General features: G+C 42.9%; 28 protein-coding genes. 4 read left to right on the forward strand and 24 right to left on the reverse strand.

Annotated elements, in window-relative coordinates; genetic code table 11:
• Window positions 1–3: 3 nt before the first annotated feature.
• A complete protein-coding gene (locus C505_RS0113600; RefSeq protein WP_018693173.1) occupies window positions 4–843 on the reverse strand; it encodes an HvfB family MNIO-type RiPP peptide maturase in 840 nt (279 codons plus the stop codon).
• Window positions 844–993: 150 nt separating this feature from the next.
• Window positions 994–1,320 (reverse strand): HvfA family oxazolone/thioamide-modified RiPP metallophore, encoded by a 327-nt coding sequence (locus C505_RS0113605; RefSeq protein ID WP_026317966.1) that lies wholly within the window; start codon window positions 1,318–1,320, stop codon window positions 994–996.
• Between the two features lie 158 nt (window positions 1,321–1,478).
• On the opposite strand from C505_RS0113605, the gene C505_RS0113610 reads away from it, so the two are divergent.
• Entirely contained in the window at window positions 1,479–2,438 is a 960-nt protein-coding gene (locus C505_RS0113610; protein ID WP_018693175.1) for a tRNA-dihydrouridine synthase, read from the forward strand.
• Between the two features lie 81 nt (window positions 2,439–2,519).
• On the opposite strand, the gene C505_RS0113615 is transcribed toward C505_RS0113610, so the two are convergent.
• Window positions 2,520–4,313: a DUF885 domain-containing protein gene (locus tag C505_RS0113615; protein WP_018693176.1), complete on the reverse strand. Its 1,794-nt coding sequence runs from the start codon at window positions 4,311–4,313 to the stop codon at window positions 2,520–2,522.
• Window positions 4,314–4,364: 51 nt separating this feature from the next.
• Here C505_RS0113615 and C505_RS22430 point away from each other — a divergent pair, with 51 nt between their 5' ends.
• Window positions 4,365–4,871, forward strand: a complete 507-nt coding sequence (locus C505_RS22430; RefSeq protein WP_018693177.1) for a diguanylate cyclase domain-containing protein — start codon at window positions 4,365–4,367, stop codon at window positions 4,869–4,871.
• A gap of 70 nt (window positions 4,872–4,941) precedes the next feature.
• On the opposite strand, the gene C505_RS0113625 is transcribed toward C505_RS22430, so the two are convergent.
• The 16 genes from C505_RS0113625 to ccmA form a co-directional block, all read right to left on the reverse strand.
• Complete coding sequence (locus tag C505_RS0113625) at window positions 4,942–6,207, reverse strand: tetratricopeptide repeat protein (protein WP_018693178.1); 1,266 nt, start codon at window positions 6,205–6,207, stop codon at window positions 4,942–4,944.
• A 4-nt stretch (window positions 6,208–6,211) separates the two neighbouring features.
• A complete protein-coding gene (locus C505_RS0113630) occupies window positions 6,212–6,838 on the reverse strand; it encodes an energy transducer TonB (protein WP_018693179.1) in 627 nt (208 codons plus the stop codon).
• Between the two features lies 1 nt (window position 6,839).
• The gene (locus C505_RS0113635; protein WP_018693180.1) at window positions 6,840–7,238 is read right to left on the reverse strand and encodes an ExbD/TolR family protein; all 399 of its coding nucleotides are present in this window, start codon (window positions 7,236–7,238) and stop codon (window positions 6,840–6,842) included.
• Between the two features lie 15 nt (window positions 7,239–7,253).
• Entirely contained in the window at window positions 7,254–7,781 is a 528-nt protein-coding gene (locus C505_RS0113640; RefSeq protein ID WP_018693181.1) for a MotA/TolQ/ExbB proton channel family protein, read from the reverse strand.
• On the reverse strand, window positions 7,781–9,136 hold the full coding sequence (locus C505_RS0113645; RefSeq protein ID WP_018693182.1) for a MotA/TolQ/ExbB proton channel family protein: 1,356 nt from the start codon (window positions 9,134–9,136) through the stop codon (window positions 7,781–7,783). Before C505_RS0113645 ends, C505_RS0113640 begins: the two co-directional genes overlap by 1 nt.
• Before the next feature lie 6 nt (window positions 9,137–9,142).
• Entirely contained in the window at window positions 9,143–9,907 is a 765-nt protein-coding gene (locus tag C505_RS0113650) for a DUF3450 domain-containing protein (protein WP_018693183.1), read from the reverse strand.
• Window positions 9,908–10,154: 247 nt separating this feature from the next.
• On the reverse strand, window positions 10,155–10,958 hold the full coding sequence (locus tag C505_RS0113655) for an MlaA family lipoprotein (RefSeq protein WP_018693184.1): 804 nt from the start codon (window positions 10,956–10,958) through the stop codon (window positions 10,155–10,157).
• 7 nt (window positions 10,959–10,965) lie between these two features.
• Window positions 10,966–12,189, reverse strand: coding sequence for a c-type cytochrome biogenesis protein CcmI (ccmI, locus tag C505_RS0113660; protein WP_018693185.1), 1,224 nt, complete (start codon window positions 12,187–12,189; stop codon window positions 10,966–10,968).
• Window positions 12,190–12,191: 2 nt separating this feature from the next.
• Window positions 12,192–12,644, reverse strand: coding sequence for a cytochrome c-type biogenesis protein (locus tag C505_RS0113665; RefSeq protein ID WP_018693186.1), 453 nt, complete (start codon window positions 12,642–12,644; stop codon window positions 12,192–12,194).
• A complete protein-coding gene (locus tag C505_RS0113670) occupies window positions 12,641–13,225 on the reverse strand; it encodes a thiol:disulfide interchange protein (protein ID WP_018693187.1) in 585 nt (194 codons plus the stop codon). The genes C505_RS0113665 and C505_RS0113670 overlap by 4 nt, the downstream gene beginning before the upstream one ends.
• A complete protein-coding gene (locus C505_RS0113675; RefSeq protein WP_026317967.1) occupies window positions 13,212–15,182 on the reverse strand; it encodes a heme lyase CcmF/NrfE family subunit in 1,971 nt (656 codons plus the stop codon). Before C505_RS0113675 ends, C505_RS0113670 begins: the two co-directional genes overlap by 14 nt.
• Window positions 15,182–15,658, reverse strand: coding sequence for a cytochrome c maturation protein CcmE (ccmE, locus tag C505_RS0113680; protein ID WP_018693189.1), 477 nt, complete (start codon window positions 15,656–15,658; stop codon window positions 15,182–15,184). The genes C505_RS0113675 and ccmE overlap by 1 nt, the downstream gene beginning before the upstream one ends.
• On the reverse strand, window positions 15,655–15,864 hold the full coding sequence (gene ccmD / locus C505_RS0113685; RefSeq protein ID WP_018693190.1) for a heme exporter protein CcmD: 210 nt from the start codon (window positions 15,862–15,864) through the stop codon (window positions 15,655–15,657). The genes ccmE and ccmD overlap by 4 nt, the downstream gene beginning before the upstream one ends.
• Window positions 15,854–16,606, reverse strand: a complete 753-nt coding sequence (locus tag C505_RS0113690) for a heme ABC transporter permease (protein WP_018693191.1) — start codon at window positions 16,604–16,606, stop codon at window positions 15,854–15,856. Before C505_RS0113690 ends, ccmD begins: the two co-directional genes overlap by 11 nt.
• Before the next feature lies 1 nt (window position 16,607).
• Window positions 16,608–17,282 carry a heme exporter protein CcmB gene (gene ccmB / locus C505_RS0113695; protein WP_040439945.1) on the reverse strand — a complete coding sequence of 225 codons (675 nt, stop codon included), beginning with the start codon at window positions 17,280–17,282 and terminating at the stop codon, window positions 16,608–16,610.
• 4 nt (window positions 17,283–17,286) lie between these two features.
• Complete coding sequence (gene ccmA / locus C505_RS0113700) at window positions 17,287–17,901, reverse strand: cytochrome c biogenesis heme-transporting ATPase CcmA (protein WP_018693193.1); 615 nt, start codon at window positions 17,899–17,901, stop codon at window positions 17,287–17,289.
• 107 nt (window positions 17,902–18,008) lie between these two features.
• Between ccmA and fliK the strand changes: the two genes are divergently transcribed.
• Complete coding sequence (gene fliK, locus C505_RS0113705; RefSeq protein ID WP_169337046.1) at window positions 18,009–19,610, forward strand: flagellar hook-length control protein FliK; 1,602 nt, start codon at window positions 18,009–18,011, stop codon at window positions 19,608–19,610.
• 15 nt (window positions 19,611–19,625) lie between these two features.
• Window positions 19,626–19,946: an EscU/YscU/HrcU family type III secretion system export apparatus switch protein gene (locus C505_RS0113710; RefSeq protein WP_018693195.1), complete on the forward strand. Its 321-nt coding sequence runs from the start codon at window positions 19,626–19,628 to the stop codon at window positions 19,944–19,946.
• Window positions 19,947–19,982: 36 nt separating this feature from the next.
• Here the strand turns inward: C505_RS0113710 and C505_RS0113715 are convergent, their stop codons facing one another.
• From C505_RS0113715 to C505_RS0113735, 5 genes are all read right to left on the reverse strand, one after another.
• A complete protein-coding gene (locus C505_RS0113715) occupies window positions 19,983–20,321 on the reverse strand; it encodes a DUF2802 domain-containing protein (RefSeq protein WP_169337047.1) in 339 nt (112 codons plus the stop codon).
• A 93-nt stretch (window positions 20,322–20,414) separates the two neighbouring features.
• Window positions 20,415–20,906, reverse strand: coding sequence for a chemotaxis protein CheW (locus C505_RS0113720; RefSeq protein ID WP_018693197.1), 492 nt, complete (start codon window positions 20,904–20,906; stop codon window positions 20,415–20,417).
• Window positions 20,907–21,034: 128 nt separating this feature from the next.
• Window positions 21,035–21,799: a chemotaxis protein CheW gene (locus C505_RS0113725; protein ID WP_018693198.1), complete on the reverse strand. Its 765-nt coding sequence runs from the start codon at window positions 21,797–21,799 to the stop codon at window positions 21,035–21,037.
• A gap of 8 nt (window positions 21,800–21,807) precedes the next feature.
• A complete protein-coding gene (locus C505_RS0113730) occupies window positions 21,808–22,578 on the reverse strand; it encodes a ParA family protein (RefSeq protein WP_018693199.1) in 771 nt (256 codons plus the stop codon).
• Complete coding sequence (locus C505_RS0113735) at window positions 22,575–23,573, reverse strand: flagellar motor protein MotB (protein ID WP_018693200.1); 999 nt, start codon at window positions 23,571–23,573, stop codon at window positions 22,575–22,577. Before C505_RS0113735 ends, C505_RS0113730 begins: the two co-directional genes overlap by 4 nt.
• Window position 23,574: the final 1 nt, after the last annotated feature.

Consider the following 23,574-nt stretch of genomic DNA (forward strand, 5'->3'; position numbering starts at 1 on the left):
TCCTTAAGCCGACTGAGAGAGTGTGAGTGCTGACTGCTGAATTTGGTGTATCTGATTAACCTCGATAAGCAGCTCTTCAATTGGAGGAATATTAAAATCCCGCTCTAGCAACGTTGGAAATACACCGTGAACTTGATAGGCATGTGCCAAAAGCTCCCAAACAGGCTCGATGACATCTGCACCATGCGTATCGACAATCAAATCTTCAGCTTCATCATAATGCCCAGCTATATGCCCATACATGATCCGCTGTGTAGGCAAAGCTTCTAAAAATGTACGCGCGTCATATCGGTGATTCACAGAGTTCACATATATATTATTCACGTCTAGCAGCAAGGCACAATCAGCTTCTTCTAAAACAGCATTCGTGAAATCAATCTCCGACATTTCCTGCCCTGGCGCAGCATAGTAAGACACATTTTCCACAGCGATCTGACGCTCAAGAATATCCTGAACACATCGAATCCGCTTTGCTACATAGTGAATCGCTTCTTCAGTAAAAGGGATAGGCATCAAGTCATACATATGGCCTTGGCCGGAACAGTAGCTCAAGTGCTCCGAATAATGCTCAATACCATGCAAATCAAGAAACGCTTTAACATCTTTGACAAACTCAATATCTAGCGGGTCCGGGCTGCCAAGCGAAAGTGATAAACCATGGGTAACAAACCGATGTTTTGCGGTAAGCTCTCGAAACTGACGTCCGAACTTACCCCCCAATTTGATCCAGTTCTCTGGTGCAACTTCTAGAAAATTGATAGCTTCAGGGCAATGCTCAAGCATCTCGTCGAGCATTTCACGACGAAGTCCAAGTCCAACACCATTCAGAAGAGAGTTTTGCATCGTCTGGCTCCAATACGCATCGATGAATCAAGCATCCATCATAGGAATACTTTTGTTATTTTATCAAGCTCTTATGCTATAAAAAATAACCAGCGAGCAAGGTCGCTGGTTATTCCGGAAAAGGAGCTTCACGACAGCGAAAAGCTTAGATTATGCAGCACCGCCACATTTACCTTCGCCACATTTGCCTTCTTTCTTACCTTTTTTCTCACCGCATTTTCCTTCGCCACATTTACCTTCTTTCTTGCCTTTTTTCTCACCGCACTTCCCTTCGCCACATTTGCCTTCTTTCTTACCTTTTTTCTCACCGCATTTTCCTTCGCCGCACTTTCCTTCACCACCATCAAGTTGATAGCCAGATGTCAGTTGCTGCATCTCAAAAGGGTTTGCTTGCGCATCAACAGGCAATGTTGCCGCTGCTGTAATTACGACGGCACCTAACGCTGCTGCTACTGAAGTTTGTTTCATTGTTTTCATCATTCAATCCTCATTTCAATTATCAATGATGCGTTTCGCAAAACGGACATCAACTGTTACAAGTAAAGACCTTATTGGTCAAAAATAAATTTCAAAAAAAAATTTTTTTAAATTTATTCGACTGGCATTAGAATACCTGCTCTAGATAGAGGTATTTTATGCGATTGATATTGGCACCGATGGAAGGTGTTGTTGACACGCTGATGCGTGACACACTCACCCGTTCTGGCGCATTTGATCTATGTGTAACCGAATTTATTCGTATCGTTGATCAGCGCTTACCCCAGAAAGTATTCCACCGTTACTGTCCCGAATTAAATAACAACGGCATGACACCTTCTGGTACTCCTGTTCGCATTCAGCTTCTTGGCCAATGCCCCCATTGGCTAGCAGAAAATGCGATCGTTGCACAATCTCTTGGCTCCCATGGCATCGACCTCAACTTCGGTTGTCCGGCAAAAACCGTGAACAAGAATAGAGGTGGTGCTGTTCTCTTGCAGGAACCTGAGAAGATTTACAATATCGTCAAGAATGTTAGAAGGTCGTTACCAGAAGAAGTTCCACTCAGTGCGAAAATTCGCCTGGGATATGATGACAAGTCGCTAGCATTTGAAAATGCAGATGCTGTATATCAAGGTGGTGCAGATGAATTAACAATCCATGCCAGAACAAAAAAAGAAGGTTATCGCCCCCCGGCACATTGGGACTGGATAGCAAAAATCAAACAAAGAACACCGATTTCCATCATCGCGAATGGCGAAGTATGGACACCTGATGATTACCAAAACTGTAGGGAACAGAGTCAATGTAATGATGTTATGTTAGGAAGAGGTGCCCTCGCAAACCCAGGGCTAGCCGATGAAATACGAAGGTTGAATCAAGGTAGCATGCAATACACAATGCCATGGACAAAGGTACTCGAGCTGCTAATCGATTCTGCTGAAAAGCTCAATCGCGATCATCAGGCACGGTATTTTTCAGCAAGAACAAAGCAATGGCTGGGTTATTTGCGTCTACAGTACCCCGAAGCACAAACAACATTTGAGAAAATTAAGCGGTTACATTTAACGCAAGAAGTTGTCGATATATTGCGACAAGGACATACCTCGTGTTCATGAGTTTCTCATTCACCTGAAAAAGTACAAGTCATAATGTGCAAGTAGAATAATGCAAGCCCACCATCAAGGGCTTGCCTCAAATTAAATTCTCTTTTGTGCTATCCAGCGGTCGATTTTCGCTTCAAGAATATCAAGTGGCATTGCACCATCGATTAATATCTGCTCATGAAATTCCTTCAAAACAAATTGTTTTCCAAGTGTTTTTTTAGCTTTTTTCCTTAAATCAAGGATCTTTAACTGACCAATTTTATAGGATAAAGCTTGTCCAGGTATGGCCATATAACGTTCAACTTCTGCGATGACATCTGGTTTACTCATTGCTGAGTTCGAAAGCATGTAGTGTATTGCTTGCTCTCTTGTCCAGCCTTTCGCATGGATCCCCGTATCGACGACTAATCGCATCGCACGAAGAAGCTCATCTGAGAGCTTTCCAAAATATTGGAGCGGATCGTCGAATAGCCCCATTTCAACACCAAGATGCTCTGAGTAGAGTGCCCACCCTTCTTCAAATGCAGTATACGAGCCAAAACGACGGAATGTTGGCAAGCCTGTTTGTTCTTGACTTAATGACACCTGAAAATGGTGTCCAGGCTCTGCTTCATGAAGTGATAAAGTGACAACTCCCCACTTCGGCTGGGCCTTCAGATCACGAGTATTGAGATAAAAAATGCCATTTCGAGAGCCATCCGGTGATCCAGCAACATAAGATGCAGCTGCCGCTGATGCTGCGCGATAATCTTCTACTGCTCGTATTTCATATTGTGATTTAGGAATACTGACAAAGTATTCAGGTAGCTTTTGTGCAATTTGCTTACCAGTGGTTCGGTATGCAGAAAGAAGGCTTTCGTTATCTGGAAAGAAAAAGTCAGGATCTGTTGTCATTTTCGATAAAAAGCTTCGAAAATCACCTGATATATTTAAGTTAATCTGAACTTCTCGCATCTGAGTATGGATCCGAGTAACCTCATTTAAACCAAGCTGATGGATCTCAGAAACAGGTGTCGTCGTTGTCGTATGTTCATTGGAAAGAAACTGATACCATTCTTTTCCATTTGGAATATCCCATAAACCGCTCGTTCCACGTGCTTTTATGAGATAGGTTTGTCTTAGGTAATCAGCTAACTTTTGATAAGTAGGAAACACATAAGTATGCAATGCCTGGGTGTATTCCTTCATGGTTGTTTGTTTATCCTCTTCGGACCAGTGCATTGGAATTCTATTTAAAGGTCCATAAAAAGGGCTCTGGTGGATTTCCTTCACTAATTGCGCATCAAATTGATGGATCATACGTTGCACAAGCACTTTCGGTAGAACAACATGGCTTTGAGTCCCTTCTTCCATACGAGCAATTGCAGAGTTACTCCATTGGCGGAATCCCTTCATTTTTTTAATAAAGTTCTGATAATCCTCAGGTGTTTGAAATGGCTGTGCTGCTTCACCAGAGCCATATCGTGCAAATTCCACTGGGATACTATAAAACTGATCCATCGGCAAGAAACGGCTCGGATAACGTTCTTCAATGATTAAATATTCAAGTTCTCGTTTTAAGATATCAAAAGTCAGTTTCTGTTGCTCTGAAAGCAAATGACGATCAATTGTTTTCAATTGATCAAGAAATTTGTGGTTCAACTCATGTTTCTTTTTTAAAAACTCATCTGTATTTGTATCAACTAAAATTGCATTGTACTGATAGAAGCCATACTCCGGTGCATTAAACGGATCAAGTGCAAGTGATGCTTCAAAGTAATCTTCTGCTAGCTGATCAATAGTTTCGTTTTGCTCTGTGTTGGGGTTTGATGGGGAACACCCCGTAAATTGAAGCGCAAAAAATATAAAAAATAGTGCGCAAAGCATGAAATTTTTTCGTTGTGACATCGCTGAGTGCCTATAATTGGATCAGATCATAATAATTCGGAGTCTTGGCTTATGGTCCCATCCTTTCGTAACTTTTCTTTTCGAGACACTGTGACAGGGTTGTACACACAAGCCTACTTCATGGAAGTTATGCAAAGGGAATGGCACCGTATGCTCAGAGAACACGAACATCTTTCTCTAGCGCAGATTCTACCACATGTTGAGTCAAATCCAACAATGGCGGATAAGCAGCTCAATTTGTTTGCTCATGAGTTGGAGTCCTCGCTATTACGTGCAACGGATATCGCATGTTGCCTGGACAACCGCACATTTGCCGTTGGGCTATTTAACCTAAATATGGAAGGAACAACAATTGTGTTAGAAAGGATGCTAGAAAACTTAAATCACCATATTGATCCGCAGATGAAGAGCAATCAAATTTCGATTGGTGCTATCTATGTTGTTCCTGATAAAACACTATCGCTGGAACAAGCTTTTCATCAAATGGAAGATGTCGCTCATCAAGCAGAAAAGGATGGGAAAAGCTGTTTTCGATTGAAGGAAGTTCTGACATCATGATAAGCAACTATCAGTGATAAAAAAGGAGTCCGTAGACTCCTTTAAGATTACCAAACAAAACCGTTCGGTCCTACGAAAGCTTGATCTTACGATTTGAAGCTTTTTCTTCGATGTATTTCTTCCAACCTTTTGCCGTCCGGCGGGTTGACTTACCTTCCATCGCCATCTTCACGTATTTATAAGCTTCCTTGAATTTACCTTGGTAAAAGTATGCTTCTGTGATACGCATATAGATCTGATGCTTATCTTTAAAGCCAGATTTTAATGCTTTTTGATAGACTTTGATGGATTCATCATATCGCTCACGCTCAGCAAGAAGGCTTGCCTGCTTACGGTATAATTTTGCATCACTATCCTTATCTGCAGCCATTCCAAAGTAATAGATCGCTTTATCCAGATTTTTCGCAAGATGGTATGCATTTGCTACGCTCTTTAAAGTTGATTTATCGGACTTCAATAAACCAGATTTCATATACTTCTCTTGAAGTTGCGCAGACTTAACTGGGATACCACTGCTACCATAAAGGGAAGCAAGCGCGCTGATTTCATTACTTTTCTCAAGAAAGCCCTGTTTGTAAGCCAAGTCAAGGATCTCAAGTGCTTTCGTGTAGTTTTCAACCAGCATATGCAACATACCTAGCTGAACCCACCAACGCTTTTCGTTTGGAAAATTCTCTACAAGCGTTTCTACAACCTTGATCGCCTGTGGATATTTCTTCGACTCATAAAAAGCCCCCATTTTTAAAATATATGGGTTTTGGTTTGGCTTTTTATAGAGTGAAATGGCTTTATCCGCAGGGGCGATGACCTTCGCATATTGCTTTTTCTCAAAATAAGAGTTCGCAATAGCGACATAAACCGTCGCATCCTCTTTTCCAGTAAAGTCCATCCAAGCCTGATACCCCGCAATCGCTTTATCATATTGCTTTTCTTGATAATATAACTGAGCAATCAACTGCATCGCTTGTGCGTGGTCATTAAAAGAAAGTATATCTGGCTTAATCGCCTTATCTAAGTAGTTAATCGCTACTTTCGTCTTTCCTTCAACCCCAGCATAGATATTACCAATAAAGCGGGACAAGTAAGCTTTATCAAATTCTTTCTTGGCTTTAATACCCTCAAGAATAACCAAGGCTTCATTGAGCTGATCATTGCTGTACAACTCAAATGCTTTCTGGACTTTTTTACCAACAGATTGACCAAGTGCCTGAGATTTTTTCTTTTTCCGTGCTTCAATCTTTTTTGGATCAGGCGCAGCCGTTGCTTCATAAGAAACAACAACTGACATCAATCCGAAAGATAGAAGAAGTGCGGCAAATAAATTATTTGTTTTCATTTAATTACCCCTTCTTTTTATCTTTGTTTAAGCTGAAGTCCAGCTGAACTTTCATTCCAGGCTGTTTCTGTGGCTTACCTTCAACAACCTTCGGCTTATATTTCCATTTGCGCAGTGCACGGATCGCCTCTCGATTAAACAAGCGTTTTGGTTGTGCTTCAATGACTTTCACATCCTCAACACCGCCAACCTCATTAATGGTAAATGAAAGTTTTACCCAACCTTCTTTACCTTCACGAGCTGCTTTTACCGGGAAGCGAGGCTCAATCCGAACAATCGGTGTTGCGTCACCATCTTGGTTCATTGCACCACCTACACCTGACATTCCGCCGGCATTACCCCCAACATTAATGGAAGGCATACGGATACCTAGCCCTGTAGGATTAGGGTCTGAGGTCTCCGGCTCCGGAGGCGGCGCTTTTGGTGGCGTCTTTGGTGGCGGCGGTGGCGGAGGCGGTGTCTTAATCGCCTTTGCTTTAGACTCTGGTGGCTTACCCGCAATTTCAATCTCTATTGTTTCTACTTCACCAACTTTACGCTGCCCATCGTTCTCGATGAGCTTCGCCATAAAAACAAATAGAGTGAATGTAACCGCGATACCAACCAGTGCAGATAGTAGAAATCGTCCCATACTACTTCTCCGTAGAAATTGAGATCTTTTCGATACCTGCAGCTTTCACCTGATCCATTACCTTGACGACTCGACCATGAATGGCTTCTTTGTCTGCCTGAAGGACAACTGTGTCAGTCGGCTGCTCTGCAAGCATACGCTCAATATTTGCTGCGACGCGTTCAATATCAACCTCGCGCTTATCCATCCAAATATCACCATTTTTACGAATCGCAATGAAAATACTCGTTGCTTTTTTCGGCTTGCTTTGGCTGGCTTTAGGTTTACTTACATCGATACCCGCCTCTTTCACAAAAGAGGTCGTCACGATAAAGAAGATCAACATGATAAATACGATGTCCAGCATCGGCGTCATATCAATGCCAGCATCTTCCTCTTCACGAAAACGTTTACGTGCCATAATTCTTTCTCTCTTTTAGTGATGCGGGAGGCTATCTCTCAAGCTCTCTCTCGCGACTTTCACTTTGGCTTCCAGGCGTGAATTAAAGAACAGCCCGGATAATGCTGCGACCATACCCGCCATGGTTGGAATCGTTGCCATGGAGATACCTGATGCCATCATTCTTGGGTTACCTGTCCCGTAGAAGGCCATGATTTCGAATACAGCAATCATGCCGGTGACAGTACCAAAAAGTCCAATCAGTGGACACATTGCAATGAGTGTCCGGATCAGCAGCATTCTTTCGTTTAATTTTTCAGAGGCTTCGGAGATCCATGCATCACGGATTCTATGCGCACTCCACGAGGTTGTGTCTGTTCGAGCATCCCAACGGGCGATAATATCTTTCTTCATCTTGGGGTAGACCCCAGTCAGAAACCAATAACGCTCGATCATCAACATCCACATAATGAAGATGGCAGCGGCAACTAAATAAAGTACGTTACCGCCTTGTGCGATGAAATCCCTGACAGAATCCCAAAGCTCTATCAGGTGAAGCGTCATCAGTGTTTCTCCTTCTCCGCATGCGCAGCAATAATACCTACGCTTTGCTCATCAAGTACGTGGACAATCGATTTGCTGCGAGATGAAACAATACTATGTACGAAAATCAAAGGAAGCGCAGCAATCAGGCCTAGTGCTGTTGTGACAAGTGCAAGAGAGATGTTACCTGCCATCACTTTTGGATCACCAGTACCAAATAGCGTAATCTGCTGGAAAGTACCAATCATACCGGTAACTGTACCTAATAGACCTAGAAGCGGAGCAATTGATGCAAGAATCTTAATCAGGCCAATACCGCGTTCAATTCTTGGTGTTTCACGAAGAATTGCTTCGTCTAGTTTCAGTTCAAGATTCTCAACGTCTGTCTCTTTGTTTTCTTGGTAAACTTTTAAGACACGGCCAAGTGGGTTTTCCCCAAGCTTTGAAGTATCTTTTAATTGCTTACGAATCGCAGCACCCATACCACCAAGAACAATCAAACGCTCAAGTGCAATCAATAAACCAATAATCAGGACACCAGTAATGATATAACCAACTGTTCCTCCTGCTTGATAGTGTTGCTCTAGCGTCTTTTCTCTTGTTTTCAGACGAAGTAAACCACCTTTTGTCGGGTCAACAAACAATGGGACCATTTGACCTGGTTGCGCGTTTTGAATATTGCTGATTGTGTTACTGAAACGACCTTCAGCTGGACGGCCAAGAGGCTCGATCACACCAGTATTTGGGTTATACATCAGATAGCGACCATCGCCAAGTAAGTTGAATGAACCTACACGCGTGATGCTCTTTTGGTTTGTTTTACCGTCAAGTTCTGTGACTTTTGCATCAAACTTGGAAACTTTACCAGATTCTGTCATTTCTGTTTGAAGCGCAATCCACAGCTCTTCCAAATCTTTTGTTGTTGGAAGTGCTTTCGACTCAGATAACTTCTTTAACAGCTCAGTACGGCCTTTATGCTCAGCAGAAATTAATGATGCAGTGATGGAGCCAATTGCATCGTTTGATGCACGACGAACAACACCAACCATCTCGCCTAGCGTACCTTGCTTGTCTGCAAGCTCTTTTTGTTTTGCTGCTATCAAGTCGACATTGCTTGCGAATTGATCCTGTAAACGCTTTTGTCTTGCTTGCTCTTCTTTCAGTTCAGCTTTCGCTTTGTTGAGCAATGCCTGTTTGTCTGCTTGCTCAGACTTAAACTCAGCTTCACGTTTTTTATTAATTTTTGCTTCAGAAATTCGATCCTGCTTTACCTGCTTAAGCAAGTCATCCAGTGATTCTGCAGCATATGCATTCGTCGCACCTACCGTCATTGCCAGCGATGATGCAATTAAAATGTTTTTAAATACCTTTTTCATTTTGCATTACTCCGCAGCAAAGATTGGAAGTTTAATCAGGTTTGGTGTCGCCGCTTTCTGAGCGATATCAATCGTTTCTGAAACAGAACGTAGATACTCGTCACCTAATTGATTCCATTTGCGCTCTTTATTATTCCAAACCCAAGCGCGTTTCTTATCTTTTGACTGTGCCAATAATGCAATCCGGCCAACATGAACAAAGTCAACCTGAATCATTGTGCCATCGACATCAAGCTCGCTTTCATATGCACGTACAGCGCTGCCGTAATCTTTTTCGATTTGATAGGCTTCCAGAACCAGGCGATATTTTTCTGATGTTGCAACATCAGCACGGCCCATGGTTGTGCGAAGCTTTTCGACCCGAGCTTTACGCTCTGATGCAAGCATTGGAATATCAGCATTGATGAACGCTTCCAACGTATCGATCATTCGATACATTAACGGAACAACGTTTTTCTTGGTTTCATCAACTTGATCGATTTGCTTTTGAAGGGAGGCAAGTTCGTCGTTTTGCCCTTTTACCATTGTTGCGACGTGATCATTGTAGACTTTGAGGTTTTCAGTTTCGTCAACAACTTGGCGATATTCGAAGAGTAACTCTTGAGTTTGCTCATAAATGCCGTCAATTTTATTTTGAGACTTTTGAGCTGCTTTATGAATGTCGCGTTCTGCTTTATGCAACGCATCCAGTTTGTCCGCTGCTTGCAATGGCCCTGCAACAGCTAGCGCACTCACCAGCGCCGTAGACAGAAGACTTTTCTTAATAGACATAGTTCCCAACCAAATTTTTCTTGACGTTATACGCACTGTATCAAACGTTTTTATATTACCCTTTTAGTCTCTTTTGAAGTGACTAATCTCTCAATACTCCCAAAATACATCTGCGCTGTCAACACGGCACAAGCATGCCATATAGCGCATAATTATTAACTCAACTCGAAATTAAAGTGAGAATTGGACAAAATTAGCGCTATAAAATACGAAAAAACAATCAGCTTAGGTGATTTCAGATCAAACTTTACTCTAGTTCATCAAGATACTCATCAAGATCCACTTCTGGCTCTTCTTCAGGTGGAGAACCATCATAAAGTTCAAAGGCGACTCGCTGAAAATAAATTTCCTTAATCAGCGCATAAGAATCTACCGAGTCATATAGTAATTGCTCTTGAGACATCAGATCTGCTCGAAAGTTAACTGCTTTGATCGCAGCTTTGCCAAGCTTTTGAGGAACCGTCATCACATTGGAGGGATAAATGTAAGAATCTGCATAATCTCCTGTGAAATTTCTCACTGTCGACGGCCCATAGGCAGGTAACATAAGAAATGGACCATCGCCAACTCCCCATACTCCCATCGTCTGACCGAAATCTTCTTCATGTCGCTCAACACCTAATTCTTTTGCGACATCAAAAAAGCCAAGAAGTCCGACTGTTGAATTAATTAAGAAACGGCTTGTTGCGACACAAGCTTCGTGAGGTTTGCCTTGAAGTAAACTGTTTAATAGGTTCGCAGGCTCCTCCAAGTTTTCAACTGCATTATCCAAACTTGTCCTGACAGATTTCGATGTGATGTGCATATATCCAACAGTTACCGGTCTCAGGATATACTTGTCTAAAATATTCCAGTTCAAATCCCACATGACCCGGTTTACCCCTTCAAAGGGATCATCCGGGCTTTCTTCTTGTTCTTCTTCTCCATGTTCTGATTGCTCACTAGCGGCATTTGTACTTTCCTGCGCGAGTTGTCCTTCATGAGGTGATTGTGCACAGCCAGTCATCATGACGGCAAGACAAAAGAAAAGCACAAAAGTTTTCAATTTCATCGTTGTTTTATCTCTCCTGGTAAACCTGATCTATCGCAATATCGACATTTTTCTGCGTTTTGTCGATCAAGATGCTTTTCCCTTCAATCTCTCCTTTTGAAAGACGAACGTCATCATCTTGAGACAAACGGGCATAGACTTCAAATGCATCAAAGCTGGAAAAGTCTCTTCCATCAAGCATCCGATCAGAGTTACTTAACCGAACTGTCATAGGAAATGAAAATGAGGTTAGCTTCTTTACTGCGATTGGCATATTGCCACCATCAGGCGCTTTGGCAAATACGATCAAGTATTTCATTTTCGCTGACTGTGATTCAAGCGCCTTATTTAAAGAAAGCTGAACCTGAAGCTGATAATCATTCTTAACAGCTGAACTATCTAAATTTGATAATTGCTCAGTGACCCATTGATGTCTTTCGTCATCTGGAGAAAGTGATTGCGCAAGTAAAGTCAAAGCCGCTTTTGCTTCTTCCGTATCCTTTCGTTGTGTCGCTATCAATGCAATCATCATTAAGGCTTCTGGATTTGTTGTATCTAAACGCAATACATAAGCGAGGATTTGTGATGCACGCTTTTGATTTCTTTCACTGTCTTGAATGAGCAATGACTGAGCAAGCCCAGTTAATGAACCAACTTTTTCCGGTGACAATTTCAGTGAGCGCTCAAAGGCTAATTCAGCCCCATGAATATCCTGCAATGACATTAAGACACGGCCAAGGAGCATCCAAGCTGTTGGATCTTCTTCTTGGTAGGCCAGTTTGCTTCTCAGGGCCAGTGCTAATTGTTTTAGCTCTTCTGCTTTTAGTGGCTCGCCCGTTCCTAGAACTGCACGTTTTCCAAGTTCTGGTAAACGTGCAACCGCTTGCTCCCAATCTTCCACTTGTTGAAAGTGACCGGAATAGCTATAGAGCGAACCACTCGCAACAATAAAGATGGTGAAAATCATACCAACAGCTAGTTTTTGGTGTTTCTTGACCTGCGCAGCTTGTTGGGTTTCGGAAACCAGCTCAGCCATATCAAGCGTTAGCTCATCAACAAGTTCCTGGTATGAAGCCGTATCAATTTCTTCATCTGCCAGCTCTTGGCTCACTTCCCGGTATTTTTCCTGAAGCAACTTCATTCGTTCCGTCCGTGTAGATAGCGCTTTTGATTGACGAAAAAATACCTGCCAGATAATCAAAGTCGACAGAATAAGGAGTACCATTGCCAACATGATAAGGCTATTGAACATAACTACTGTTTCTCCTGTAGTAACTGTTTCGCTTGCGCCAACACTTCTTGAGAGAATTTCTTCTCTTGGTTTTTTCCACGAGATCCACGAACTGCAATCACAAAAACACCACAGATGATACAAAATAGAGGCGCAAACCAAAGTATTGAGGTCGCCCAGTTCATCGGAGGACGATAGTGGACAAAATATCCATAACGCGTGATCATATGCTCGACGATTTCATCATGGCCTTTCCCTTGATTAATCAGCTCAAATACCTTGCCTCGCATATCTACAGCAACAACTGCATTCGAGTCTGCAATATTTTGATTTTGACACTGTGGGCATCGCAGCTCTTTTGTCAATTTTAAGTAAGTAGATTTATCTGTTTCACTCTTAAAAGTGAACGTTTCTTCAACTGCCGCTGATGCAGTGATGGATAGGAATAAGAACAGTAACCAAATCGCTTGTCTCATTCTTCCTCCTTTAATTGCTGAACAAGTGCAGCAAGTTTTATCTGCCATACCCTAGGATTGATATCACCCATATGATGTGCACGAACAACACCATGTTTATCAATGACAAAGGTTTCGGGCGCACCTGTTACACCAAGATCGAATGAAAGTTGATGCTCGATATCAAGCATATTGAATTGATATGGATTGCCATAGGCTTTTAATGTTTTATCTACATTATTCGTCAGTTTTGCAAGGTCGAGGGGGCCATCAAGATCTGGATCCACATCAAGCGGATAATAAATACCGATGATACGGAGGCCAAGCTCTTCTTTGAGTTTTGTTAAAAAGCCAAGCTCAGCCTTACAAGTCGTGCACCAAACTCCCCAAATGTTGAGAAGGGTCACTTCACCTTTCAAGTCCTTCACTTTGTATTGGCGAGTAGGATCCATTAAGTCATTTAACTGAAAATCAGGGACTGTACGATTCAGTAAAGATGACTCTTTTGCTCTTGGATCAGAATAAAGCGCACTATAGAGATACACCGAAACAATCGCAAAAGTCAGCAATGGAAGAATAAAGGCAATCTTACGGAGTTGCATGTTCCGCCTCCACCGTGGATACAGTTGCACGACTTTTTACTTTCCAGCGGCGATATCTTGGGTCAAGAATCGCGATAAACCCAGCAAGGGCAATCAGGATCCCACCAAGCCAGATCCATCGGATTAACGGTTTATAATAAATACGTAAAACCCAGCTTCCACTATCCAGCTGCTCGCCCAGCGCAACATAAACGTCACGCGCAAGGTTCGCATGAACACCTGCTTCCGTCATGATCATGCCTCTAGCCTTGTAGAATCGTTTTTCTGCAAGAATCGAATATTTAGCATTACCTTGTATGGCGGTAATATCAGCTACAAGCCCAGAATAGTTTGGCCCATTGAGATCGCGCACTGCGTTAAGTTTGAGATCGATACCTTGAATATTTACGACATCACCGACAAGCATACGTACATCACGTTCATCACTGTAGTTCATAGTCATACTGATGCCGAGCACCGCGGCTGCAAATCCGAAATGCCCAACAAGCATTGCCCAATGGGAGCGCTTAATTTTAACCAAGCTTCCTGTTTGTTGGAAAAAGCGAAACAATTGGAATCCGGTCAGAGCAAAGACCCAGACAGCTAGACTCACGCCAAGAAGTGCGAGCCCTTCAATACCTTGTCCACGCAGCAATAACCAAGCATATGAAAGCACAACGGAAGCAACAGCAACAAGCAGGAGCATTGCTGTTTTCTTCGAAATCCCATTCTTTTTCCAACGCATCAGTGGCCCAATACCAAGTAGAATTGCAAATGGTACCACGAGATAAGTAAACATTTCGTTGAAGAATGGTTCACCTATAGAAATCGTCCCAAGCCCGGACTCTTTATAGAATAAAGGCATGAGTGTCCCTAACAGAACAATCAAGGTTGCGGCTGAAAAGAACACATTGTTCAACCACAACGCGACTTCTCTTGATAGAAAATGAAACTTCGTCGTATGGCGAAGGTTATCTGCTCTGGCAGCAAAATATGTCAGGCTGATCCCTATGACCAAAGCGAGCAGGACAAGAATAAAAAGGCCACGACCGGGATCAGTTGCAAATGCATGAACAGAAACAATCACACCTGAACGAACCAAAAAAGTCCCCAATAAGCTCAAAGAAAAAGCAGAAATCGCAAGCAATACTGTCCAGGCCTTAAACGCCCCTCGTTGATCAGTCACCGCAAGCGAATGCAATAAAGCGGTGCCAACGAGCCAAGGCATAAATGACGCATTTTCTACTGGGTCCCAGAACCACCAACCACCCCAACCAAGTTCGTTGTATGCCCACCAGCTACCAATGGTGATCCCAAGCGTTAAGAAAGCCCAAGCTGCAAGGGTCCAAGGACGAGACCACTTTGCCCAAGACGCGTCAAGTCGCCCGGTCATCAGTGCAGCCATTGCAAATGCAAAGACAACAGCAAATCCAACATACCCCATATAAAGCAACGGCGGGTGAATGATCATCCCAGGATCTTGCAGTAAAGGATTTAAATCAGCCCCATCAACAGGGAAATAAGGCAACGTTCGCTCAAATGGACTGGAAAGGATCGTAATAAATAGATAGAAGCCAATGGAAACCCACCCAAGCACAGCAAGGATACGAGCACGATAGTCCGCAGGTAAGTGATCACTTAACCAGGAAAATGCGACTGTCCAGCCGGATAAAATCAATAACCACAAAAGAAAGGAACCTTCATGTCCTCCCCAAACAGCAGTGATCTTATAGTAATAAGGCAGTTGAGAATTTGAGTTATTCGCAACATAAAGGACTGAGAAATCATCCGTTAAAAATGCATATGTCAGACATAGAAAAGACAATAATGTGACAGCAAAGAGTAGCGTCGCAAATAATGGCCCAGTTTGTGTCAATTGTGCATCCTGCATTCGAAGGCCAACCAGTGGCACAACTGCCAATAACAGCGAAAGCGCAAAACCAATTACCAAAAAGATATGGCCAAGTTCAGGGATCATCATGGTATGTACACCTGCTTCGATGGCTTAACATGTTTAATCCCTTTGACAGCTTCTGCAACTTCCGGCGGCATATAATTTTCATCGTGTTTGGCCAGCACTTCTTGCGCCTCAAGCACATAACCATCCTTTAAAACACCTAATGCAATAATCCCCTGCCCTTCTCGGAACAAGTCAGGCAAGCTTCCTTCATAGATCACTTTGACCATTGGCCCTGTATCAATTAAGTCAAAACTTACTTTCAACGTTTCCGGATCGCGGGATACGGATCCTTCGACGACCATGCCACCGATTCTGATCCGCTGACCAATCTTTGGTTTCATTCCGCCATCTTTTTTACCTTGATGGACTTCAGAAGGGGTGAAGAAAAAGTCCATGTTTTCTTTCAATGAAAACATGACCAAACCAATCGCCGAACTAACACCCATCAAAATGAGAATGATCACCGCAAGACGCTGCTTTCTTCTTGGGCTCATGGCGTACCCTCCAACTGTTGCTTTTGTGCGGCACGTTTTGCTGCACGGCGACTCGATAGGCGGATTTCTTGAATTAACCGCCGACGGGAAAAGATACTTTGACCAATTAACCCAACCATGATTAAGGCCGTCGAACCATACGACAACCAAACATAAAACCCATAACCGCCCATTTGGATAAAGGCTTCAAATGAATCAAACGCCATCGACAGATTTCTCCATGACAAGTGCTTTTACCCACGGGCGATGTTGTTCCCGGGATAAAATTTCAGTCCGTAATCGCATACAGACCAGCGAAGCAAAGAAAAACGCAAAACCTAAGATATTCAAAAGAAGTGGCCATAAAAGCGATGTATCCACACTTGGTTTTTCAAGTTTTGTGATACTGGCTCCTTGGTGCAAGGTCTGCCACCATTCAACAGAAAAGTGAATAATCGGTAAGTTGATGACACCGACAATGGCGAGAATGCCTACGATTTTGGCACCTTGTTGTTTATCTTCAAAGGCATGATAGAGTGCAATAATACCGATGTATTGGAAAAATAAAATCAATTCTGAAGTCAGTCTTGCATCCCACTCCCACCATGTTCCCCACATGGGTTTACCCCAGATAGCACCAGTCAAAAGTGCAATCACTGTAAATCCAGCCCCAACAGGAGCAATTGCAGAAATAGCCATATCCGCGAGTCGGATTTGCCAAACAAAACCAATCAGAGCAGCAATTGCCATCGAAGAGTAAGCCCCCATCGACCAGATTGCAGCAGGAACATGAATATACATGATCCGAACTGTATCACCTTGCTGGTAATCTTCTGGAGAAAACGCCAGTCCCCAAACAGTTCCAACCACCAATAATCCAAAGGTAAATAGCCATAGCCAAGGGATCAGCTTTGCACAAAAATGATATGTTACCTCTGGCTTTGCATAAGGGTGTAACCACTTCCACATATTATCCTAAACCTACTCTAATCGCTGTCGACATTGCGAATGGTGCAGCCAACAATGAAACAATCATCATTGCTCCCAAGATGGCCAATTGTCCATGATAAGCAAACCCGAGGGATGCCGCATTAATTGCACCTGTCGCAAAAATCAATACAGGAATATACAAAGGGATCACGAGTAGTGCCATCAATACACTACCGCGATGCAAACTCACCGTTAACGCCGCACCAACGGCACTAAATAAGAAAATTGTTAAACCACCAATGATGAGCGTCAAAATCGTCACAAACCATATTTCGAAGTTCAGATGAAAAAACATCAAGGTCACCGGTGAAATAAGAATGAGTGGTACCAGTAGAACAAACCAGTTTGCAACCACTTTTGCGATGAGGGTCAAAGAAAACGGGACCGAAGATAATGCTTGCTGCTCAAGACTCCCATCATGAAAGCTCTGTTTGAACATACGCTCAGCAGCTAACAAGGTTGCAAGCACTGCAGCCACCCAAATGACACCCGGCCCGATTTGTTGGAGCAATTTCGGAAACGGTCCGACAGCGATCGGGAATAACGTCAACACCAGCAAAAAGAATGCAAGCGGGTTGATCAGATCAGATTTTTGTCGGAATGAAAGTAACCATTCCTTTTTCATGACCGTAAAAAATACGTGCCACCAATTCATGCCACTAGCCCAAAACGATGCGATGATCGATCTTTAAAATATCATTGAACGGTTGATGGCTTGTCATGACAAGACAACCACCTTGTGCAAGATGTGACTGGATCCGTTGCTGAAGAAGCGCAACGCCTTTCACATCAATTGCGGTAAATGGTTCATCCAATATCCAAATCCGCTTTTCTTTTGTCAACCAGAGTCGTGCTAACGCAACACGGCGCTGTTGGCCAGCAGAGAGTTGTGCTGCTGGTATATCTTCATAACCATACAGACCCACTGACTGGATCACGGGAACGAGGTCAGATAATGTTTCCTGTTGATGAAGTTTTTCCCAATATCGGATATTTTCCTCAGCAGAAAGGTGTGGTTCAACGCCAGGTTTATGCCCAATATAAAGTAAATCCTGATTAAACGTATCCAACACATTATCAATTGGTTCTTGCTGGTAGCTGACTTCACCTGATGTCGGACGAAGTAAACCAGATAAAATACGCAACAAAGTCGACTTGCCTGCACCATTACGGCCTTCAACCAGCAATATCTCACCAGCATCTAAAGCCAGATCTAAATTTTCAAATAAAATCGAATCCTGCCGATAACAGGTTAACGAAGTTCCGCGCAGCATTTTGTCGAATTTCAATTCATCAGATCCCGAAAGGCGTCTATTCTAACACAAGCTTCCATAGAACTTGTATGGGTAAACCCGCCGAACATAGGACAAAGATCAAATTTATGACCGAGGTTTCCTCACATATCCCTGAAATAAGGACGCAAACACACACCAAAAGTGGTGATATTTCGGAACATTTACAAACTAATCGGTTGTATACGGCACACATCAGCAGAAAAGGAAATCAGCTCAGTATTACGTTATCTCAGGGACAAAAGTTCACCATTGAGGTCAAACCTGACACACAACTGCGAATACCTGCAGATGGAAAAATGTATGTCATGAAGGACACGGATACCAGCGGGCAAACACAACTCAAGTTTTTGTCTCCCGGACAAATTCAACAGCACACTATTGATGGCTCTCAGGCCTTAAAAAATGCAATTGCCGAACAACTGATATCACAAATTCGTGCTTTCCGACTTGGCATTCAAATCACAGCGAAGGGGATGCAGACCGTTCTGGAGATCCCATCACTTTCAATTCAAATTATTCTTCCGGATAAAATGACGAAGCAGTCGGTCAATGATCTTACTCTTACATCAGACGGGAAACTCAAATTGCATCTGACAGATGGTCGACAAATGCAAGCGCCTGTCATCAACCAGCTGATTCAACAAACACTTCAACAACTAAGCAATGGGCAACTTCCAAAAGAAATTGATCAGGCAATCACACAACGATTACAGCAATTGATGGGCGTATCTACACAGAGTCAAGTCTTGTTGAAAGAAGGACAATTTCATATTGAAACTGCGAAATCCCACGCACTCCCTCAAAATATCCTTCTCAGCTTTTTAACGAAGCCCACAACGAGTTCTGCACAAGTTCCAGCAATGCAGGATATTATTGATGCTGCCATACGAAAAATCCTGCCGGATACTGCGCCATGGGAACAATTAATCACTCAACTCGATAAACAGTCAACGGCTTTGCAAAAAGCTGGTCTTCCCCCCGCACTTCAACAATTACTGAAGTCGACACTCATGACCCCCCAACTCAACTTAACTGCAGATGATTTGGCACAGCTGCATCAGGCGACAACATCCCCAACACAAATGATGAGTACCAGCTCAAATTTTTTATCGGCGATATCCGCCGCACTCGGGATTCTATTTCGCCTTGTACCCAGGGCGAAGTCTTCTCAAAAAGATGACAGCACAACCACTATCAAACCTGGGCAACTAAAGGGATCGCCTGAGATACAGTCACTTCAACGAACATTGAGCCAATTTGCGGCAAACTCAAAATTTTCCCAACTTCAACAGTTGATGCAGCAGCCAGAAAGTATTTGGTGTATTGAAATGCCTCTTCCAGGAGAATCCGAAAAGGAGCATGGTAGTGTTCATATTGAATTAAAAAAAGAGAAGGAGAAAAAGGGAAAAAAAACGGTTCAAAGGCATGGTTGGTCACTGCGTTTGCACTTTAATTTACCACAACTTGGGCATTTCATTGCACATGTCAGACTCGTTGAAGAGTCGGCTTCCTGTGACTTTGTTTGTGATAACCAGCAACTCAAAGAAAAAATAGAACAACATACCCAGTCTTTATCTGAGATGCTACGTAAGCAGGGAGTTGAACAATTTCAAATGAAAACCGTCGTTGGCAAAGTAAAACCAGAAAGCCATATTCGCCCAATATCCAGTTTACATGTTGAAGTCTAATTCAAACGAGGGCTTATGAATAAACAAACATCACCAGATAATATAGAAAAAGCAGCCGTTGCACTCAAATATAATGCCCCAAAGGCACCTGAGGTTGTCGCAAAAGGCTATGGGCCACTTGCTGAAGAACTGATCCGACACGCAGAAGATGGGAATGTATTGATCCATGAGGATCCAATGCTGAATCAAATGCTATCCCAGCTGGAAGTTGGAGAAGAAATTCCTCGCGTTCTCTATGTCATTATTGCTGAGCTTATTGCTTTCTCATACGTACTGCAAGGTAAGAAGCCAGACAAGTGGCGGAATATTCATAACAAGTTGGATGAACAGGTTTAGGGGCAGTAAACCCACCCCTTCTGAAATTTTTATACCTTATTTACGATGCAAAGAAACCATCAGTTCAGCTTCGGCTCGCGGTAAATCACACTCCTGCATGATTTCTTGCACATCCGCCCCTTTTTCGATTAATTTTGCCGCTCGGGAATATAGACGGCTGTCTGGATCAGATGCGGCGATTTCTTCCTGACGTGTCGAAACCTGCTGTGTCATACTTTCAAGCTCCGCAACCCGCTTTCCAAGACCAAGGATCCCTGCACGCATTTCCCCAATTTCACTTGCAAGAATACGATCTTTCTTCGTCAACTGAACAACATACTCCTGATTTTCTTGAAGTTGCTTCGTTAAGTTTACGCACATTTTTTTTTGTTTCATGAACAGTACAACGATCACAATATTGATAAACAGCAATATTGCGAAACCAATCCATAAATAGAGCATCCTAAAATGATTACCTCTTTATTGTTATTATAATGCGGACATTTCATCCCATTCCTCATCGCTGAGGAGTTTATTCAGATCAACCAAGATCAGCAACTCGCCACTTCTGTTGCAAACACCTTGGATAAACTTCGCACTTTCTTCTGTGCCGACATTCGGTGCACTATTAATTTCAGATGATTTGAGGTAAACAACCTCCGCAACACTATCCACCAAAATACCAACAACCTGTTTCTCAGCCTCAATGATCACGATGCGCGTGTTATCCGAAATCTCAGCGGGAGCAAGACCAAAACGGAGACGAGTATCAATGACAGTAACGACATTACCCCGCAGGTTGATGATCCCAAGGACGTAATCAGGTGCCCCTGGTACAGGTGCAATTTCGGTATAACGCAAGACTTCCTGAACTTGCATCACATTGACACCATAAGTCTCATCATCGAGCCGGAACGTCACCCATTGCAAAACCTCATCATTGGCGTCCACCGTATTATTGATATTTCTTTCTTCGTTCATGCATATGGCTCCAATAACTTTCCTACTGCCTATCCTATAAGATTAGTCATAGAATAGATTGAATGTTAAAAACTTATCTAATCCTAGCTGAGGATGTTTAGACATGACAATATAAGTAGACGAATTCGCTACTTGGCAAGGCCACTCTCAAGTAAATCAACGAGCTCATTCACTGCAAGTAACGCACACATTTTTTCTTTGACGAGCCCAGCCAACCAAGGACGCTTTCCTCGATTTTGTCGCCATTGAATTCCGTCCTTATCTAACGTAACGGTATGGATCAGCTTTTCACACGCCAACCCCCATCGGCTATTTCCCAACATAATCACATATTGATAGTCCAAGCTATCCTTCATTGATGCATCATATTTCTCTGGCATGACCCAAAGCGCTGTATCAATGACATTCATTTGCTGTCCACGTAGAGACATCACACCTTTAAACCAAGGTGGTTTTCCAAAAATACTATTGAGCTTTTCAATGCGATGAATACCACCTAAGTCGATTAAAGGAACTGCCAGTGTCAGGCCTGAAACTTCGAACAAAAGTGACTGAAAGCTGGATTCAAAGGCTGTCTCTTTGGGAAGTACCGGAGTATCTGAGACGTCAACTTGTATCTCAGGCTGCGTATTGACAATCACTGTTTCGATCGGTTCCTGAATTACTTCAACAGGCGCTTCTTCTAACAGGTTTTCCGCAATGTATTGGGTTTCAGGAGCTTCTTGCGATTTCTCAACTTCTTCTTGCGTTATCACAACAGTCGGGTGAGAATGTTCAAGCACCTCAACTTGTTCTAAGAGTTTCGCAACACGCCCATCAGGCTCCACTTCCTCTTCAAGTAAAGCTGTTAAGTATGTCCGCATGACTTTTTCATTCGCAAAAACTTCACTCATTCCAACTCCTAACGTTTCTGCTGCAAATAGGTTAATAAAGTACTGTATGCAAACACGCCTCTTGACTTCGGAGCATAGGTCGATGGTGGTTGCTGAGCCAAACTTGCATCACGAAATTTTGTATCAACAGGGATCACACTCGTCCAAACTCTATCACCATACATTTCTCGAAGGCGATGGTAAGCCTCTAAAGAAGCTTTGGTTCTTTTATCATACATTGTGGGAACAATTGTGTAGCGGTATGCCTTGGATTGCGAAGATTGCATCAACTCCATCGTGCGAAGCATCCGCTCTAATCCTTTTAAAGCTAGGAATTCCGTTTGAACAGGAACAAGAATACGACTCGATGCAGCCAACGCATTGACCATCAGAACACCGAGCACTGGCGGGCAATCAATAATGGCATAATCATATTCATCAGAGAGAACTTCTAAAGCATTCTTTAAGATCAACCCCATGCCGGTTTTGCTGCCTAACGTGCGATCAAGTGTTGCTAAAGCCATTGTAGCAGGAAGGATATCCAATCCTTCAATCGTGCTAGGACAAAGCATTTGAATGATTTCTTCTTTTTTGACATTTTTTCCTTTGATAAATAAGTCAAAAACACTCATTTCAAGCTGCTCAGAGTCAATCCCAAAATAATAGGTTAATGAGGCATGCGGATCCGTATCAACCAGCAACACACGTTCGGAACGCTCAGCTAGCAGTCCTCCTAGTGTTACCGTTGTTGTGGTTTTACCAACCCCACCCTTTTGATTTGCAACCGTCCAGACAATCAAGGGTTATCCTCTTCTTTATTTTCTATATTTTCTTGTGCACTATCAGGGTTATTCCGACGTGTGGTCACTCTGATCCCACCACCTTCTAATTGGATAATCTGAACTTCCTTGGAGTCTTCAGGAATTGAAGGCAGTTCAATCTTCACTGGTACTTCGACAGGTTTTGCTTCTTTCTTCACTAAAAATTGTGGCTGTGTTGCCAAAAATTTAGAAATTGCGACAACAACTTTTCTATTTTGAGTCCGGCTCGATTCATCGACATTGGGCACAAATGGAGAGTATGGCCCATATCCTTCTATCGCCATACGATAAGGTTTGACTTGTTGCCGTTCTAACATTCGAAGGACGGCTGTCGCCCTTGCTACAGAGAGTTCCCAGTTTGATTCATAGACCTCATTTCTGATTGGTAAGTCATCTGTGTAGCCACGTACCCGAACAAAATTTTCGCTACGATTCACTATTTTTCCAACATCTGACATTAACGCATATGCAAAAGGTGTTGGCGCAGCGCTGCCAGAAGAAAACAAAAGCCCGCTACTCATTTCAATCGTGACCCAGTCTTCATCTCGGGTCACTTTCAGATCACCTTTATCAATATGCTCAGTGAGTGCAGTTTGTAAGTCTTTTTCAACAGCCGCAAGAGGATTACCCAATGCTTTTTTTGTGATATTCGACAATGCCGTTGCTTCTTCAACTAACTCTGGGCCTTTTTCCGGTAATAAAGAGTCACCATACAGGTTTTGCTCTCTCTCATCCTTGTTTGCCAAAAGTAATCCTTCTCCTTTTACACCTGTGCCTTCTTCAGTCGGCTGAGTAAAAACGGTCTCGATTGTTTCTCGCAGAGATTTATACTGTTCTTCATTGACCATTGCATAGGCATAGAGCACCACGAAAAGTGCAAACATCAATGTCATATAGTCAGCATATGAAATTAGCCAGCGTTCTAAATGATTTTCGCTTTCCTCTTCGACATAGCGACTCAGTGGCTTCCTCATC

Source organism: Algicola sagamiensis DSM 14643, from assembly GCF_000374485.1.
GTDB lineage: Bacteria > Pseudomonadota > Gammaproteobacteria > Enterobacterales > Alteromonadaceae > Algicola > Algicola sagamiensis.

What these genes read in the sequence shown, in the direction of transcription:
- C505_RS0113600 (WP_018693173.1), bottom strand. Translation starts at nt 843, where the DNA reads ATGCAAAACTCTCTTCTGAATGGTGTTGGACTTGGACTTCGTCGTGAA.
- C505_RS0113605 (WP_026317966.1), bottom strand. Translation starts at nt 1,320, where the DNA reads ATGAAAACAATGAAACAAACTTCAGTAGCAGCAGCGTTAGGTGCCGTC.
- C505_RS0113610 (WP_018693175.1), top strand. Translation starts at nt 1,479, where the DNA reads ATGCGATTGATATTGGCACCGATGGAAGGTGTTGTTGACACGCTGATG.
- C505_RS0113615 (WP_018693176.1), bottom strand. Translation starts at nt 4,313, where the DNA reads ATGTCACAACGAAAAAATTTCATGCTTTGCGCACTATTTTTTATATTT.
- C505_RS22430 (WP_018693177.1), top strand. Translation starts at nt 4,365, where the DNA reads ATGGTCCCATCCTTTCGTAACTTTTCTTTTCGAGACACTGTGACAGGG.
- C505_RS0113625 (WP_018693178.1), bottom strand. Translation starts at nt 6,207, where the DNA reads ATGAAAACAAATAATTTATTTGCCGCACTTCTTCTATCTTTCGGATTG.
- C505_RS0113630 (WP_018693179.1), bottom strand. Translation starts at nt 6,838, where the DNA reads ATGGGACGATTTCTACTATCTGCACTGGTTGGTATCGCGGTTACATTC.
- C505_RS0113635 (WP_018693180.1), bottom strand. Translation starts at nt 7,238, where the DNA reads ATGGCACGTAAACGTTTTCGTGAAGAGGAAGATGCTGGCATTGATATG.
- C505_RS0113640 (WP_018693181.1), bottom strand. Translation starts at nt 7,781, where the DNA reads ATGACGCTTCACCTGATAGAGCTTTGGGATTCTGTCAGGGATTTCATC.
- C505_RS0113645 (WP_018693182.1), bottom strand. Translation starts at nt 9,136, where the DNA reads ATGAAAAAGGTATTTAAAAACATTTTAATTGCATCATCGCTGGCAATG.
- C505_RS0113650 (WP_018693183.1), bottom strand. Translation starts at nt 9,907, where the DNA reads ATGTCTATTAAGAAAAGTCTTCTGTCTACGGCGCTGGTGAGTGCGCTA.
- C505_RS0113655 (WP_018693184.1), bottom strand. Translation starts at nt 10,958, where the DNA reads ATGAAATTGAAAACTTTTGTGCTTTTCTTTTGTCTTGCCGTCATGATG.
- ccmI (WP_018693185.1), bottom strand. Translation starts at nt 12,189, where the DNA reads ATGTTCAATAGCCTTATCATGTTGGCAATGGTACTCCTTATTCTGTCG.
- C505_RS0113665 (WP_018693186.1), bottom strand. Translation starts at nt 12,644, where the DNA reads ATGAGACAAGCGATTTGGTTACTGTTCTTATTCCTATCCATCACTGCA.
- C505_RS0113670 (WP_018693187.1), bottom strand. Translation starts at nt 13,225, where the DNA reads ATGCAACTCCGTAAGATTGCCTTTATTCTTCCATTGCTGACTTTTGCG.
- C505_RS0113675 (WP_026317967.1), bottom strand. Translation starts at nt 15,182, where the DNA reads ATGATCCCTGAACTTGGCCATATCTTTTTGGTAATTGGTTTTGCGCTT.
- ccmE (WP_018693189.1), bottom strand. Translation starts at nt 15,658, where the DNA reads ATGAGCCCAAGAAGAAAGCAGCGTCTTGCGGTGATCATTCTCATTTTG.
- ccmD (WP_018693190.1), bottom strand. Translation starts at nt 15,864, where the DNA reads ATGGCGTTTGATTCATTTGAAGCCTTTATCCAAATGGGCGGTTATGGG.
- C505_RS0113690 (WP_018693191.1), bottom strand. Translation starts at nt 16,606, where the DNA reads ATGTGGAAGTGGTTACACCCTTATGCAAAGCCAGAGGTAACATATCAT.
- ccmB (WP_040439945.1), bottom strand. Translation starts at nt 17,282, where the DNA reads ATGAATTGGTGGCACGTATTTTTTACGGTCATGAAAAAGGAATGGTTA.
- ccmA (WP_018693193.1), bottom strand. Translation starts at nt 17,901, where the DNA reads ATGCTGCGCGGAACTTCGTTAACCTGTTATCGGCAGGATTCGATTTTA.
- fliK (WP_169337046.1), top strand. Translation starts at nt 18,009, where the DNA reads ATGACCGAGGTTTCCTCACATATCCCTGAAATAAGGACGCAAACACAC.
- C505_RS0113710 (WP_018693195.1), top strand. Translation starts at nt 19,626, where the DNA reads ATGAATAAACAAACATCACCAGATAATATAGAAAAAGCAGCCGTTGCA.
- C505_RS0113715 (WP_169337047.1), bottom strand. Translation starts at nt 20,321, where the DNA reads ATGAAACAAAAAAAAATGTGCGTAAACTTAACGAAGCAACTTCAAGAA.
- C505_RS0113720 (WP_018693197.1), bottom strand. Translation starts at nt 20,906, where the DNA reads ATGAACGAAGAAAGAAATATCAATAATACGGTGGACGCCAATGATGAG.
- C505_RS0113725 (WP_018693198.1), bottom strand. Translation starts at nt 21,799, where the DNA reads ATGAGTGAAGTTTTTGCGAATGAAAAAGTCATGCGGACATACTTAACA.
- C505_RS0113735 (WP_018693200.1), bottom strand. Translation starts at nt 23,573, where the DNA reads ATGAGGAAGCCACTGAGTCGCTATGTCGAAGAGGAAAGCGAAAATCAT.